Origin of the sequence: Turicibacter sp. T129, assembly GCF_025594975.1 — a bacterium.
In the GTDB taxonomy this organism is placed as follows: Bacteria; Bacillota_I; Bacilli_A; order MOL361; family Turicibacteraceae; genus Turicibacter; species Turicibacter bilis.
On record NZ_JAMQUU010000021.1, the window covers coordinates 17,351 to 34,013 of the forward strand.

The 16,663-nt window shown below is 34.4% G+C and carries 11 protein-coding genes and 1 riboswitch; of the genes, 1 reads left to right on the top strand and 10 read right to left on the bottom strand.

Annotation, left to right across the window (positions count from 1 at the left end):
* Positions 1-4 precede the first annotated feature (4 nt).
* From NEH75_RS04535 to NEH75_RS04565, 7 genes are all read right to left on the bottom strand, one after another.
* Positions 5-1,192 (bottom strand): CamS family sex pheromone protein, encoded by a 1,188-nt coding sequence (locus NEH75_RS04535; RefSeq protein WP_055304822.1) that lies wholly within the window; start codon positions 1,190-1,192, stop codon positions 5-7.
* A gap of 10 nt (positions 1,193-1,202) precedes the next feature.
* Complete coding sequence (gene ligA / locus NEH75_RS04540) at positions 1,203-3,191, bottom strand: NAD-dependent DNA ligase LigA (protein WP_212724420.1); 1,989 nt, start codon at positions 3,189-3,191, stop codon at positions 1,203-1,205.
* Between the two features lie 30 nt (positions 3,192-3,221).
* Positions 3,222-5,441, bottom strand: a complete 2,220-nt coding sequence (gene pcrA, locus NEH75_RS04545; protein WP_055304818.1) for a DNA helicase PcrA — start codon at positions 5,439-5,441, stop codon at positions 3,222-3,224.
* Positions 5,442-6,050: 609 nt separating this feature from the next.
* A complete protein-coding gene (locus NEH75_RS04550; RefSeq protein WP_055241284.1) occupies positions 6,051-7,703 on the bottom strand; it encodes a glutamine--tRNA ligase/YqeY domain fusion protein in 1,653 nt (550 codons plus the stop codon).
* A 103-nt stretch (positions 7,704-7,806) separates the two neighbouring features.
* The gene (locus NEH75_RS04555) at positions 7,807-8,466 is read right to left on the bottom strand and encodes a B3/4 domain-containing protein (RefSeq protein WP_262948592.1); all 660 of its coding nucleotides are present in this window, start codon (positions 8,464-8,466) and stop codon (positions 7,807-7,809) included.
* 70 nt (positions 8,467-8,536) lie between these two features.
* Positions 8,537-8,902 carry a hypothetical protein gene (locus NEH75_RS04560; RefSeq protein WP_055241288.1) on the bottom strand — a complete coding sequence of 122 codons (366 nt, stop codon included), beginning with the start codon at positions 8,900-8,902 and terminating at the stop codon, positions 8,537-8,539.
* 305 nt (positions 8,903-9,207) lie between these two features.
* Complete coding sequence (locus NEH75_RS04565; protein WP_055304816.1) at positions 9,208-11,433, bottom strand: glucosaminidase domain-containing protein; 2,226 nt, start codon at positions 11,431-11,433, stop codon at positions 9,208-9,210.
* A gap of 161 nt (positions 11,434-11,594) precedes the next feature.
* On the opposite strand from NEH75_RS04565, the gene NEH75_RS04570 reads away from it, so the two are divergent.
* Entirely contained in the window at positions 11,595-12,224 is a 630-nt protein-coding gene (locus NEH75_RS04570) for a VanZ family protein (RefSeq protein WP_055304814.1), read from the top strand.
* A gap of 169 nt (positions 12,225-12,393) precedes the next feature.
* Here NEH75_RS04570 and NEH75_RS04575 read toward each other — a convergent pair whose 3' ends face one another.
* The 3 genes from NEH75_RS04575 to NEH75_RS04585 form a co-directional block, all read right to left on the bottom strand.
* Positions 12,394-13,284, bottom strand: a complete 891-nt coding sequence (locus tag NEH75_RS04575) for a diacylglycerol/lipid kinase family protein (protein WP_070099775.1) — start codon at positions 13,282-13,284, stop codon at positions 12,394-12,396.
* A gap of 147 nt (positions 13,285-13,431) precedes the next feature.
* Positions 13,432-14,622, bottom strand: coding sequence for a methionine adenosyltransferase (gene metK, locus NEH75_RS04580; protein ID WP_055275982.1), 1,191 nt, complete (start codon positions 14,620-14,622; stop codon positions 13,432-13,434).
* A gap of 470 nt (positions 14,623-15,092) precedes the next feature.
* Positions 15,093-15,194: riboswitch (SAM riboswitch) on the bottom strand.
* 73 nt (positions 15,195-15,267) lie between these two features.
* The gene (locus tag NEH75_RS04585; protein ID WP_055304812.1) at positions 15,268-16,449 is read right to left on the bottom strand and encodes a DNA recombination protein RmuC; all 1,182 of its coding nucleotides are present in this window, start codon (positions 16,447-16,449) and stop codon (positions 15,268-15,270) included.
* Between the last annotated feature and the right edge of the window lie 214 nt (positions 16,450-16,663).

Below are 16,663 nucleotides of genomic sequence, written 5' to 3' on the forward strand. Positions count from 1 at the left end.
CTTCCTATTCCCAACTTGTTAATTTCAAAGTAACTTCTCTTTCATTAGCTGGACGCTTTAAAACACCATAAATTTCTTCACTTGAACGAATAACAACATCAATATTATATTCAGGTGAAAATGATTCTGGAATTAACTGTGCTAACAATTGGTGGAAAGATAGCTTTTCAGCTAACCCATAAAAATCGATATTTACCGTAATTTCTAAATTTGTTAACTTATCATCCATAAAATGAGCAATCCCGATAATTCCATAATAATGTGGATAATATTCTTTAATCACTTGCTTAAAGGCACTAAATTGGTTTGATAAATTTGAATCAAAAGCTAATGTATTGTTATCTGGCAATAAATAATACTTCTCATTAACTTTTTCCCAATTCTTAATTTGTGAATTTTTTTCCCCAACCAATGTTTTGGCTACCATATGTCCTGGAGTCACGGCACTTTCTTCTTGCACAATATATAATCCAATCATAATTGGAACGGTTTCAAATTGCTCTTGTGTTCTTAAAATATCAATCACACGTTGAGCAATCTCTTTTCCCTTTTCAATTAATGTATTCTCATCCAAGACAATCGTTTGATCATATTCCAACTCATTTTTCCATGTTTGATATGGATTCAATGCCAACCCTATCGTTACCCCTTCTAGAACTGTCTCATCTTCACTTTGAACCACATAGTTTTGTTCTAATAAATAAGCTAGATAGACTGGATTAACATCTATCCCGTCGATATTAATGATTTCATCGTTAGCTGGATTTAAACCAATATCCACATAGTCTGGATCTAATTCCAATTCTTTTTCTAACTCAACAGCTGTCATCTTCTTTGCCAATAGCTGTTGAACAATTGGCTTCGTTAAAATTTGCCCTTCTTGGAAGTAAACCTCTTTTGGATCAAAATAAGATTGAGATTCACGCATTAACGCTAAATCAAACGTGTCAATATCATAACGGTTCTTCATTTTTGAATATCTTGAATAAACTAATCCACGCGTTGGACTCGTCTTATAAGGAAGCATCGTACGATAATACTCACTTGTTGCTTCATTTGATAACAACTGCTTTGTTAACATTTCTTCTTCAGTCATATTTTCTTGAACAGGTGGTACAGGAGGAGCAGAACACCCTATTAACACCACTAAACTGCATAGAAAGCTAACCATCAACACATAAATACGCTTCATTGAAACCCTCCTATTCACCAAGCATTTTTAACATCATTTCTTCATCAATCACTGTCACACCAAGTTCTTGTGCTTTTTTAAGTTTTGATCCACTCTTTTCTCCAGCAACTAAGAAATCCGTTTTAGCACTCACACTTCCTGAAACTTTAGCACCTAAAGCCTCTAATTTCACACCCGCTTCTTTACGAGATAGTGTTGCTAACGTTCCTGTTAAAACAACTGTTTTTCCATAAAATTCATTTGCTTCATTAGCAGTAGAAACTTTAACACCTGTATAACTCATATTCAATCCTAACGCTTTTAATTCATTAATTAATTGAACATTAGCGTCCTGCGTGAAATAGTGAACAATACTATTAGCAATTACATCTCCAATTTCAGCAATTCCTTTGAAGTCATCAAACGTTGCCTGCATTAAAGCATCAATCGTTTCAAAATGAGCAGCTAATACTTTTGCCGTCTTACTTCCAACATGACGAACACCTAAACCAAATAATAATCTTTCTAAACTATTCTGTTTACTATTTTCAATAGCAGTTAATAAATTCGTTACCTTCTTCTCTCCCATACGTTCAAGAGGTAATAGTTGTTCTTTTTGTAATTTATAAATGTCAGCTACATTTTCAATTAACTGGTTATCATATAGTTGTTCAACCACTTTCACACCTAAACCATCAATATTCATAGCATCACGAGAAACAAAATGACATAAACTCTCAACAATACGTGCAGGACAATCAATATTTAAACAGTAGTAATCCGCCTCTCCTGCTTCACGAATCAGCTCACTACCACAACGCGGACAGTCTTGAATCATTTCAAATGGTGCTTCATCTCCATGACGCGCATCAATAACCGGTTTAACAACCTCTGGTATAATTTCTCCTGCTTTCCGAATAATGACACGGTCATTAATACGAATATCGCGCTCCTTAACATAGTCCTCATTATGTAACGTCGCACGACTGACACGTGTTCCAGCAACACGAACAGGTTCTAATACTGCATTAGGCGTTACCATTCCTGTACGACCAACAGTAAAAATAATATCTTTCAGAATAGTCTCCACTTCTTCTGCTGGGAATTTATACGCAATCGCCCAACGTGGACTTTTCACTGTTGATCCTAACTTTTGTTGTTCATTTAATTGATTGACTTTAATCACAATACCATCAATTTCGTACGGTAAATCAAAGCGATTAGTTGACCACTTTTCAATATAAGCTAATACGCCATCAATTGAGTCACAAACTTCACGGTTAGGATTCACATTAAACCCTAACTCTTCAATCTTTTGTAAGCTCTCATCATGCGTCTGACACCCTAACTCTTCAGCACTCGGGACAGCATAGCAAAACATCGCTAATTCACGTTTTGCTGCAATACGAGAGTCTAATTGACGTAATGATCCCGCTGCCGCATTACGAGGATTCGCAAATAATTCTTCTCCTTTTTCAGCACGTTGTTTATTTAACTTATCAAGTGTTGCCTTTGACATATAAACTTCCCCACGTACCTCTAGAGGATCTTTATATGGAATATGTAGAGGAATCGTTTGAATTGTTTTTAAGTTTTCAGAGATATCTTCTCCTACCACTCCATCTCCTCGCGTTGCTCCTTTAACAAACTGTCCATCACGATAGTGTAACGTAACAGCTAATCCATCAATTTTTAATTCACATACATAAGAAATATTAGGTGATACTTTTCGAATACGTGCATCAAAATCACGTAAATCACCTTCATTAAACGCATTCCCTAATGAAAGCATCGGTTTTTCGTGTTGAACTTTATTAAATCCTTCTAATATCGCTCCTCCAACACGAACAGTTGGAGAAGTTGATGATTTTAATTCTGGATATTGTGCTTCCAATTCTATTAACTCTTGCATTAATCGATCATACTCACGATCACTTACGCTTGGCTTATCAAGCACATAGTATTCTTTATTGTATTGATTTAACAACTTCGTTAATTCTTCGACACGTTGTTTAGACATAACGACATCCTCCTTTTACCACTCATTTCATTATGAACGTTTCTTTAATGCTGGATGTGATCCCATTAACTTCTTAATTCCATGTGGAGCACTAAAGGCAATTGAAATCACTTCACCTTTCACTCCAACGACGACACCTTCACCAAATGTGTCATGCTCGACCTTATCTCCACTATTCCAAGACGATCCTGAATTTAAACTAACTGTTTTAATCTGACGTTTTGGTGCTTTTGATTCCATCGCTTCTTTTAAAGTAAATGAAGGACGTGGACGTGATTCAATTCCTGTCTTATTTAAATAAGTTTCTGAAATTTCACGAATGAACATGGACTCAGGATTGGCTGAACGCATTCCGTATTGATAGCGACTTTGTGCATTTGTAATGAATAAAAGATCTTCTGCACGAGTAATCGCAACATATGCTAAACGACGTTCTTCTTCTAAATCATCCGCTCCTTGTTCAATCGCTGAACGAAGTGGGAAGATTCCATCTTCAAATCCACAAATAAAGACAACTGGGAACTCTAACCCTTTAGCCGCATGAATAGTCATAAGTGTGACTTTTGATTCATTGGCTTCTTCTTCAGTTTCTGTATCAGTTTGTAACATTAAATCATTTAATAAAATAATTAACTTGGTCATCGTCGGAAGATCATCTGCACGTTCTTCACTTTCTTCTTCTGCTAAAATTTCATCTAAATCAACATCTTCAAATTGCGTAGCCATTGATTTAAACTCACCTAAGTTATCAATTCGACTGTCTGCTTCAATCGTATTTTCATTCTCTAACATTTCTAAATATCCTGTTTGACTTAACACTAAATCAATAAAACTTGCTAACGAATGATCCTCAATTTGTGCACGAAGCATATAAATCATTGTTTTGAAATCCATTAATTTATTTAACGTTGCTTTAGCAACTACACCCGTTGCATCTTGAATAGATGACATCAGTGATAACTCTGACTCCGCTGCAAAATGTGATAATTTATCAATTGAGGCTGCTCCAATTCCACGCTTTGGTTCATTAACGACACGAACAAACGATAAATCATCATCTGGATTACAAATTAAACGTAAATACGCCATTAAATCTTTAATCTCTTTACGCTTAAAGTAACTCTGTCCACCAACTAATCGATATGGAATATTTTGACGGAGCAATGCCTGCTCAATCGCACGTGATTGAGAATTCGTACGATACAAAACAGCAAAATCATGATAATCACAAGCATCACGTCGCATATATGCAATCTTATCTGCAATATAATTTGCTTCAACATCTCCATCAGAGGCACGATGATATTCAATGGCTTCGCCTTCTCCACGATCAGACCATAACTGCTTATCACGACGGCCACTATTATTTTTAATCACATCATTTGCAGCATTTAGAATCATTTGTTTTGAACGATAGTTTTGTTCTAATAACACAACTGATGCATCTGGATAATCACTTTCAAATGATAAAATATTTTCAATATTCGCTCCACGCCAACTATAAATAGACTGATCCGAGTCACCAACGACACAAATATTACGGAACTTCTCAGCTAATAATGTAACAATCTTATACTGAGCATGGTTCGTATCTTGATACTCATCGATGTGAATATATTGGAACTTATTTTGATAGAATGATAAAACTTCAGGATGTTTTTCAAATAAATGAACTGTTAGCATTAATAAGTCATCAAAATCAACACGATTATTTTTAAATAATGTTTGCTGATATTTTTCATAAACACGAATCACATCTTCATTTTCAAACTCTTTATTTAAATCACTTGGTGTCTTCAGTTCATTTTTAGCATTACTAATTTGCGATAAAAAATATTTTGGTGATTGGCGTTTTGGATCTAAATTTAAGTCTTCCATCACTGTCTTAATAACACTTAATTGATCGGCATCATCTAAAATACCGAAATTCAAATCATAACCAATTAAATCAATATCACGTCTTAAAATACGAACACACATTGAGTGAAACGTTGAAATCCAAACATCTTTTCCACGCTCACCAATTAACTTTTCAACACGCTCTTTCATTTCGCGAGCAGCTTTATTTGTAAACGTAATTGCAAGAATATTATACGGCGATACTTGCTTTTCAGACATTAAATATGCAATACGATGGGTTAATACACGTGTCTTCCCTGAACCTGCCCCCGCCATTACTAATAATGGACCTTCAGTGGTTAGAATAGCCTCCTTTTGTTGGGGATTCATTTTATCTAATAATTGACTCATCATCTCACCTCTATAAAAAATTTCATCTATATAGATACAGAAATATATTTTACAATTTTGTATCTATCTTAATTCATTAACCGCTCTGATATTAAAGCAGACTATAGTCCAGATAAAAGTTTTTACACTATAAAAAACTCATCTGGACTTATATACAGAAATGTTTTCTACATTCACTGTTGCAAACTAAATGTTTAAAGCTCATGCCATTCAAGGCATCCTATAATCTCAGTGGGTCCCTGCCATTCGAAGTATTAATCCTCAACTGCTAGGCCCTAAAAATTTTGTGATACATAAAATTTACTGAGACTTATCTATCTCATTTTTAATTTTACTAATGATAAATACAATCTGTTTTATTATAGCAATTTTATAGCCTAAATTAAACAAACATTCGTTTGTTATCAGCCATTTTTTGAGAATATTATCATAAAACAGACATATTTATTAGTCTAGCAAAAATAAAGTAAGCTTATGCAATTTTTGCACTTTACTTTTTCTTCATCAAAATACTACAAAAAAACTTAATTTACTTCTTAACATAAAAAAATCGCAGATTAATATAACACATTAATCTACGAGTTTTAGTTATATACGCAGTTATATCAATTAGATACGGAAGCTTGATTTTAATGAAACAATACGATTAAATGATAACTTACCATCTTTTGTACGCTTTGGATCAACATTAAAGTATCCGTGACGGAAGAATTGGAATTTGTCATGTGCTTGAACATCTTTCATATTTTCTTCTACGAATCCTTGAACAACTTCTTCAGAGTTTTTATTGATACGCTCTAAGAATGGTAATCCTTCAGTTTCTTCATTTTCAATTAATAACGGTTCATATAAATGGAAATCAGCTGGAATATTATGTGTTGCATCTACCCAGTGAATCGTTCCTTTTACTTTACGTCCTGTAAATCCTGATCCTGATTTCGTTTCTGGATCATATGTTGCATGAATTTCAACGATATTTCCTTCTTCATCTTTAATGACATCAGTACATTTAATGAAGTAAGCATGTTTTAAACGAACTTCGTTTCCAGGGAATAAGCGGAAGTATTTCGGAACTGGATTTTCCATGAAATCTTCTTGCTCAATATAGATTTCACGTGAGAACGGGATTTGACGAGTTCCCATTTCTGGCACTTCTGGATTGATTTCAGCATCTAAATATTCAACTTGTCCTTCTGGATAGTTAGTAATAACAACTTTTAATGGACGTAAAACAGCCATTGTACGAGGAGCTTTTAATTTTAAATCTTCACGAATGAAGTGTTCTAACATTTGTGGATCAACTGTACTTACAGCTTTTGATAATCCAACTTCTTGGATAAAGTTTGTAATTGCTTCTGGTGTATAACCACGACGGCGTAATCCCGCTACCGTTGGCATACGTGGGTCATCCCATCCATCAACAACACCTTCATCCACTAATTGTTTTAAATAACGTTTCGACATGATTGTATTCTTCATGTTTAAGCGAGCGAATTCAATTTGGCGAGGTTTTGCTTCTGTTTCACAGTTTTCAATTACCCAATCATATAGTGGACGGTGATCTTCGTACTCTAATGAACATAATGAGTGAGTAATTCCTTCAAATGCATCTTCTAATGGATGAGCATAGTCGTACATTGGATAGATACACCATTTATCACCTGTATTATGGTGAGTTGTATGTAAAATACGATATAATGCAGGGTCACGTAAGTTCATATTAGGAGAAGCCATATCGATTTTAGCACGTAATACTTTTTCTCCATCTTTGTAAACACCTTTACGCATGTTTTCGAATAACTCTAAGTTTTCTTCAACAGAGCGATTACGATAAGGTGATTCAACACCAGGTTGAGTTAATGTCCCGCGGTTTTCACGCATTTCCTCAGGTGTTTGATCATCAACATATGCCTTACCTTTTTTGATTAATTCAACAGCATGCTCATACATTTTCTCGAATGTATCAGATGCGAATAATAATTCGTTATATTCAACACCTAACCATTTAATATCATTGATAATCCCTTGAACAAATTCTTCATCTTCCTTAACGGGATTCGTATCGTCAAAGCGAAGGTTCATTTTTCCACCGAACTCTTTAGCTAATAAATAGTTTGTTAAAATGGCTTTCGCGTGACCAATATGTAAATAACCATTTGGTTCTGGAGGGAAGCGTGTAATAATTTCTTTGTGCTTACCACTCTCTAAGTCTTCTTTCATAATCGTCTTAATGAAGTTTGAATTTTCATTGACCATTTCCATAAAAAACACCTCGCTAAAATTCAAAACTAATGCAAATATTGCGCCTTTAATATATAAAAATCTATTTTTAGATTATATCACAAGTCTAGAATACATAGTAACATTATTCCACTATTTCCAGTGAAAAATTCGTCATTTGACCAAATCTTGAGAATAAGTCTTTAGCTAATTCAACATCCTGTAATAAACCATCCGTCCCATTAAATGATGTAATGAATAATAAAATAGTTTTCGTCTCTTCTGTAATACGAGTTCGAGGTGTATCGGATGTCGGTGTTCCAAATGGACCTAATTCGTCACAATACACTGGGATATTTTCAATATTAATATTTCCACGACCAATTCCTTCATAAGGTTCATCCTGGCCAATACGAATCAAAATATCTCCTTGAATCTTATCTTCATCTAATACAGCCACACTACGTTGCGTTCGAGCTGATAAAACATTTCCAATATCCACAGCATTATTAACAAAGTAAAGCCCATTACCTTTAATTAAACGACGAAGTAAAGCTTCTGTTGATAGACGATAACGTGACGGATCCTTCCCTAATGCTTTATATCCGGCACGAGCTGCCGCAATACGTGGTTGTTTTAACAGCGTCTCTAGCGTTAATTGTTCCATCATCTCTTTTTCTAGCTGTTCCATCTCTTGTTTTAATGACTCCTGTGTTGGTGTCACTTCTGTATCAAAAGACATGATGGCTAAACAGTAACCAGGAACTTTCTCCTTTAATTGTTTATCAAGTGTAATCTTCTTCATAAAAAACCTCCGATAATGTAACTTTAATTACCATTATACAATTTAAAAAAGATAGTTTAAAACTATCTTTTTATTCTTTTTTAAAAGATTCAGCTTCTCGATCCTGTTCTTCCTTCTTCAACAGTGCGTAAGCAATAGCCAATTCTTTTAATTTATTTTCTCTCTCTTTATCAATACAGTATTGATGAACATAAATCATCATGCCAAAAGAAATGATAATTAGAACGCTTAAGTTCACGACATCTACTAATAAATAATTCATTCGCTCAAAATAATATTGATTCGAAGATAAAACATAATAAACAATCAAACATAGTCCATACCACTTCAGCCAAGAAAATAGATGCTCTGGTGAAATCTGAGTGATACGTAGTTGATTAATAAAAAATAATAAGAGAATGGATATCGATAGCAATAAGAATAAATTAACAACCACTTTGATCACCTCAGACAACTAACAGTTACTAATAGCATTGACCATTTTTTGAGTTTTTATTCTTTCACTATAAAGTGTTCTAAATCTTCTATCGTTAAAGCTTTTGAATGGTAAAGATATAGCCTATCCTCATAAAACTCGACGTTTATTAGAGCTTAAAGTCAGTGTATAAAATATTAAAATTAACCAAGATTATCCCCATCAAACTAATCCTATTTTCTTTATTCATGTATAATTCCTTCGACTCAAAATGTTCATTTCATTATAACAGATCGTTTGTAAGGCTTATACAAAACCTGCTTCTACTATTTAATCTTTAAACGAATTTGATCGATCCGCTCTCCATCATCACTTAAAATCGAAATCACAACCTCTCCTTCAGCAATTCCTTGAACCGTACCACCTTGTGTAACTGTTGCCACCCCTTCATCACTACTTAACCACAAAACATTCTGATGACTTGCATCTAATGGCAAAAGTTCATAATCTAATGTAACAGATTCCCCTACCTTCAATGACCTCACTTCTGTTTTAATCTTTAGCTTTTCAACTGGAATCACGACTCTGACATCAAAATCAATCTCACTATTTTTGGATGATAAAATTCGAGTAATTCCCGATGAATTAGCAATAAGCTTATCTTGTTTAATGACTGCTATCGACTCATCCGTGCTTTCAAATTCGAGTGTGGATAACTCTAATTGAGATCCCCCTAATAATTGAGTCAATTCTACTTCATCTCCTACCGAAAGAGTGACATACGTGATCACCTCGTTCGGGCGATTAGATGTCTCTTCATTTAATAACATAAAATCATCTCTTGAAACATAAGCCTCACTCGTCTCAAAATTATACGTTATATCAGATTCTATCACTTCTTGTTCTGAAATTGGCATATCACTTTGAATTTTGAGCTGATCCTCCATTTGAGCTAACACTAAAACAGGATAGTTACGAATGCCCGTACTTTGTTGTTGATTTGAAGTTAAATAAGCAAGATTCCCCTCTGAATCCAAATGAACAGGAATCACTTGATTATTCTGTTTAATCGCAAGTTGATAATAATTATAATCCTTACCACCTAATGCTTTATCCATACGATAGTAATGCCCCGCAATTTTTTCACCCCAGTAAGGGTCAGAGGCATATTTAACATTCATCCCGCTTCCTTTATTCCCAACGTGTGGACCATAGTATCTAAAATCCGAAACAGCATCAGTATATCCCCAAGATACATAGCGTTCTGCATGATAGAATACACCGTTGCGGATACTCGTAAACTGTGTGGCATTCCCATATGGATTTTGATCCGTCGCATTCATCCCAAACGTATTATTCTTCTCAATCGCAATCTTACTTCGACCATAACCACTTTCATGTAAAGCCATTGAAAACTCTAATCCCCCATTAATCCCAAATAATTCTTGGGCTTCTAAAAAGCTTTCTCCCTCATCTACTAACTGACTCTCACCTTCAGTTGGTGGATAAGTAACAGCCTTTTGTGTATAACCTAACTGATTTAAATAAGTATTCAACTCATCATACGTATAATTTGTTTTTGAACGATACGGGAGGTATTGAAAATAATTATAGAAGGGTTCACTACTATTTATTGCTCCTACCCCATCAACTGAAATCGATTGCCAATCATCATAAAAATAAATCCCATCATAACTATAATAACTTTTTCCTTCTTCCATCCACTGCGGTGCTTTACCGATAATCAAAGGTGTCTTTGCTAAAGCATCTCGAACATCTTGTGCTAAATAATGAATGAGATCTTCACCTTCTTTGGTATAGTACGAAATATTTTGAACTTGATTACTCGGAATAATACTGACCCATGTTTCAGTACTTGCCGAAGCATCATACACCGCATGACGATCAACCCAACCATCATAACCTGACATATAAATTTTAAATGCATCTTCTGTTTCATCAACTAATAATGCCTCATCAATATAACAGGCATTAATATACGTATCTAGTGTTTCAGAATTCGTTAAATTATGATTAGCTCCACAAGTCGTCGTTTTAAATTGAACAATAGTTGGGTCCATCGAAATCACAATCATGCCATCATTCAAAACGACTAAAACTCCATCATCAAACGTCAAGCCTTGAACCTTAGACTTTAATTCCTTTGCTTCTTCAAACGTTTGTAAACAAGCAACATGTTCATAACTTCCATCAGACTTTGACATCACTACTTCATAATAATAAGGATCACAATAGGCACTAACAATCTTTGTACGTGTAGTTTCTGTTGTATTACTCATATTTGTATTAATACTGTAGTAATAATACGGGTTAAATAAATCAGACAAAGATTGAATCGAAAATAACTGATCAACGACTTGTATATAATTAACTAATCCACTGGGATTATAAGATCGAAGTTTTTCCAAAGTACTCTCTACCGTGGAAAAATCCTGATAATCACCTGAACCTAAATCATCATCTGCTAATATCTTTATTTGTGCCGATAATAAGCACAACAAACACACTACTAATATACATAATCTCTTCATCCTTCTAGCTCCTATATAAAAAATTACATGAAACTCATTAAAAATCTGATTTCTTAGTATGTCTCCTAACATAAGATTCATACTTCGTTATACAAAAAAGCTCTAGCAATCAAAAGGAAAATATTGTATAATACTTAAAATCTTAATGATGGAGGTGTGATATGAAACGAGAACATTTAAAGAAAGGATTATTTCTCTTGATTGGACTGATGACAATCTATTGTTTTATGAAGTTAATCTATAGCCTATCCGATCAAACCGGTCGAGAGTCTGGCTCCCTCTCAAATAGTTTATATTTATTCCTCAGTCAATTTGAATTCTTAAATAACTTTTTACGTCAATGGGATCAATTTGTTATTAAAGTACTTTATAAATTAAACTTAGAAGAACTTTATCCTTTTATCTTCTCTACCTATAGTAATTGGAGCTTTATCATTCGTAAATGGGCACATTTTGGGATTTATATGATACTTGGGATACTTTCAATGGGGGTCTTTACTTACGCCTTTAACTTCTATAAAGCCTTCTTAATTACATTTTATTGTGGATCGTTCTTTGCCTTTACTGATGAAATCCATCAACTCTTTGTCGAGGGAAGAACAGGACAGATTAATGATTTTGAAATTGATGTTTTAGGCCTAGTGACCGGCATGACCTTCTGTCTTTTTATCTTTGTGATTGTAAATTTGATCCAATTTATTAATAAACATCTCAGTAACAATAACTCAAAACAGCAATATTCTAAAGAGAAACCAATTATTGAACGAACCCCCTTTACATTAGACGATTAACAAACCAAACTAATAATATTAACCCTTCTAATGATATAAAAATACCCCCATAATAGAATTTAAAGTGATTCTTTATCAGAGATAGAATCACTTTTTTCATCTACTATAGAGGTGCTATCCATTTCATTTAACACCAGCTGTTCTTTCTAATTATAAGAATAGCTGATGTCTACATTTTTAAAGATAGAATTTGTACTCGTCGTTGTAAACTTCTAATATTAACACTTTTTAAAATCCCACCATCTTCACCATCTAATGTCCACTTAACATCTTGCTCACTCTCAACAGTCATACGATCCGTCTTAAATGTCACTACATATTCTGGATCATATTGAGTATTTAAAAAGTCATTTAAGATTCGATGAATATCAATCAGATTTTTCGGAGCACGAATTAACGTCACTTCAAATAAACCATCACTTAAATCAGCCTGATTTCCAAATGCATTTTTTATACCTGCGACAGAATCTGAGTTAGAAATCATTCCAAAAATATAATCCCCTTCAATCACACCATCACGGTGAGTAATCTTACACTTATACGATTGAATGGTAGGTAACTTTAATAATCCCTCAATTAAGTAGGCTAATCCGCCTAACATATTTTTTCGTGGTTGTGGCGTCTCATAAGCGACATCAGTAAAGGCTCCAAACGCAGCAACATAAGTAAAATATCGACTACCAAACTGTCCAATATCAATTGGCATCTGTTTCCCTTGAATACATAAATCTAACGCTTTAGGGATATTTTTAGGAATTCCAAGTGTGGTAGCAAAATCATTGGTCGTTCCAGTTGGAATGTACGCAATTGGTGTATTCGCATTTGCTTGGATTAACCCTGTGATGACTTCATTTAAGGTTCCATCGCCTCCACTTGCAACGACTAAATCATAATTTCTAGCCTCTTTCATTTTCTCCACTGCATCATATTTAGCTTTAGTGGGATACACGACCACCTCATATCCAGCTAAGCTCAATTGGCTAATAATCAGTAATAAATAGTCCTTTATTATCCCACGTCCTGAAGTTGGATTAATAATAAGTAATAACTTCTTACGCACAGAGGCACTTCCTTTCAAAAATTTAAACTTTAATTTTACATTATATTATATCACCTATTGTCAAAAAAAATGTCGTTTATGATTGTAGAGATTCTAAGTACACAAATAAAAGCCTGATTCAAAAATTAGAACCAGGCTTTTATTTTATTAAAATTGTGATTTTAAAGCTTCAACTTTATCTAAACGTTCCCATGGTAAATCAACATCTGTACGTCCAAAGTGTCCGTAAGCAGCTGTTTGTTTATAAATCGGCTTACGTAAATCTAACATTTGGATGATTCCTGCTGGACGTAAGTCGAAGTTTTGACGAATAACTTCTACAATCTTGGCATTTGATACTTTTCCTGTTCCAAATGTATCAACCATGATTGAAGTTGGCTGAGCAACACCGATGGCATATGATAATTGAATTTCAATTTTATCAGCATATCCCGCTGCAACTAAGTTTTTAGCAACATAACGAGCTGCATAAGCTGCTGAACGGTCTACTTTAGTTGCATCTTTTCCAGAGAATGCTCCACCACCATGACGTGCATATCCTCCGTATGTATCAACGATAATTTTACGTCCTGTTAATCCAGCATCTCCGTGTGGTCCACCAATGACAAAGCGTCCTGTTGGATTAACTAAGTAGCGAGTATTTTCTGTTACTAAGTTTTGTGGTAACACTGCATCAAAGACATGTTTTTTAATATCTGCTTCGATTTGTTCGTGACTTACTTCTGGTGAATGTTGTGTTGAAAGTAAAACAGTATCGATTGCAACTGGTTTTCCTGCCTCATCATATTCAACTGTTACCTGTGTTTTACCATCTGGACGTAAGTAATCTAAGGTTCCATTTTTACGAACTTCAGTTAAACGACGAGATAATTTATGTGCTAATGAGATTGGTAAAGGCATATATTCTTCAGTTTCATTTGTGGCGAAACCAAACATTAATCCTTGATCCCCTGCACCAATTGCTTCAATTTGCTCATCAGTCATAATTCCTGTACGAGCTTCTAATGCTTGATCAACCCCCATTGCAATATCTACAGATTGTTCATCAATAGCTGTTAACACAGCACAAGTATCTGCATCAAACCCATATTTCGCACGGTTATATCCAATTTCACGAATTGTTTCACGAACAACCTTTTGGATATCAACATATGAAGAAGTAGTAATTTCTCCAAATACTAAGACTAATCCTGTTGTCACAGACGTTTCACAAGCAACGCGTGCCATAGGATCTTTTGCTAAGATAGCATCTAAAATTGAATCTGAGATTTGATCTGCAATCTTATCTGGATGCCCTTCTGTTACAGATTCTGATGTAAATAATCGACGTTCTGACATACTAATGTCCTCCTTCTAATTACACTAAGAAATACTCTATATTATTAAGTTCCTGACGAGAGATAATAGCTCGGGCCGGTTAATATTTAAAAATCATTAACAAAATCAATCATTCATACCTATAATGGACAATTTAAGAAAAATAATCCACCTTTTCTAAGTAATTCTTTTTTCTTTAACAAACTAGTACATATAATCTATCGCTAGCCGCTCAGATCATGAGCATACTAGCGGATAACATGGAAAGAACAACTTATAGTTTCACCTACGGTGTACAGTTTATCTAACTTTTACTCTGTTTAAAGAGATAAGCTTACATATAGCTCATCTAATGCGGTAAAACCACAAAGGCTGGTCGGATTCACTACTGCTCATCACTCCTTAGCACTTGAGTGGATAACCCCGAAATTGTCCCTTTAGGCTAACAAAAAAAGTCCGCTATAAGCGGACTTGAATGACTGATTCAAACCCTCTTATTGCTCGAGTTAAACTCGCTTGGGTCGGCACCTTCCTATTCAAGGAGGTTGCCGCGACTTCATAGGCCCCTATGCCTCCATCGCTCTTAATAAGAGTATATTATTATATTTATTTTTAATTTCATTATTAATTATAAGAACAAACTCGTAACTTGTCAATTATTAACGGTTATTCTTTAAAATCTAATTCAACATTTGAAATCGAATCAAAGCGAGTTCCAATTTTTTCAGTCGTAATATGAATCTCTTTGACATCTTTTGAAACTGTATCAATGTGTTTACTTAATTTATCCCAACGTTCCTTATATCGCTTAAATTCATCTCCTAATTTATTTAACTCTTGTTGAATGACTAAAGCATGACGATCGCGTTCAAGATTATTTATAATGACTTGAATCGTTGTTAAAGTCGACATTAAAGTTGTTGGAGAAACTAACCAAACTCGTCTTTGTTGAGCATATTCAATTAAATCAATATGGTAAGCATTAATCTCTGCAAAAATGGCCTCTGCTGGCAAAAATAAAATCGCCTGATCCGATGTTTCCTCCGGTGTAATATACTTCATGGCAATATCATCAATATGCTTTTTCACATCTTGTTTAAACTGCTTGGTGGCAATTTTACGTTCTACATCAGGTAAGTTACGATCCATCATTCGCTGATAGTTTTCCAATGGGAATTTCGAATCAATCGGTAAATTTCCTAATGGGGCTGGTGCAAATAAAATCGCATCAACCATCGTTCCATTTGAAACCTTATATTGAGTCTGATACAAACGGTCATTTTTCTCTCCAAATACTGAAGCCAAAATTTGATACAACTGAACCTCCCCATATGTTCCACGGCTTTTCTTATCTGTTAACAACGTCTGCAATGAAACAATATCTGTTGATAAACTTTCAATCTTCTTTTGCGCCTCATCTATCTTCGCTAATCGAACTAAAATACTCTGAAACGTCTCATTTGTTTTATTAAACGACTGATCTAAACGCTCATTCACCTTATCATTAATACGCATCAAATTCACTTCCATGCGCTCATTTAACTTTTCAAAATCACGCTGTAGCTGTTCCGTCACCACCGTACTATGTTGAAGTAACTGTCCACGAATCGTACGCTCAAATTGGCCATAACGATCGAGCACTCGCTCATTATTTTGTCCAACGGTATCTAACATTTGAAAATTAGTTTGTTGCAACCTTTTTTCCATTCGCTGTTGTTCATCAATCATCTGTTTAATTTGCTGTTCAAGTAATGAATGTTGGCGTCTTCCACTACTTGGATTCTGCCTGATTAGTACTAATAACACTAAAACAATTAACATGATTAATAATAAATATACACCTATCATACCATCCCCTCTTTCAACACTTCTTTATTTTACCATAAATGAACAAAAAAAGAGGCTTGAAGATTTAATCTTCAAGCCCTTCTAAATTATGGTTCTATAATATTTGGTGTGGGTGATTCCCACACTTCTTTTATTTGGAATAAAAAATAAGTATAAAAAAAGAGACATCACGTCCCAAATTCTATACCATGTAATTGACCAAAAAAAACACGAA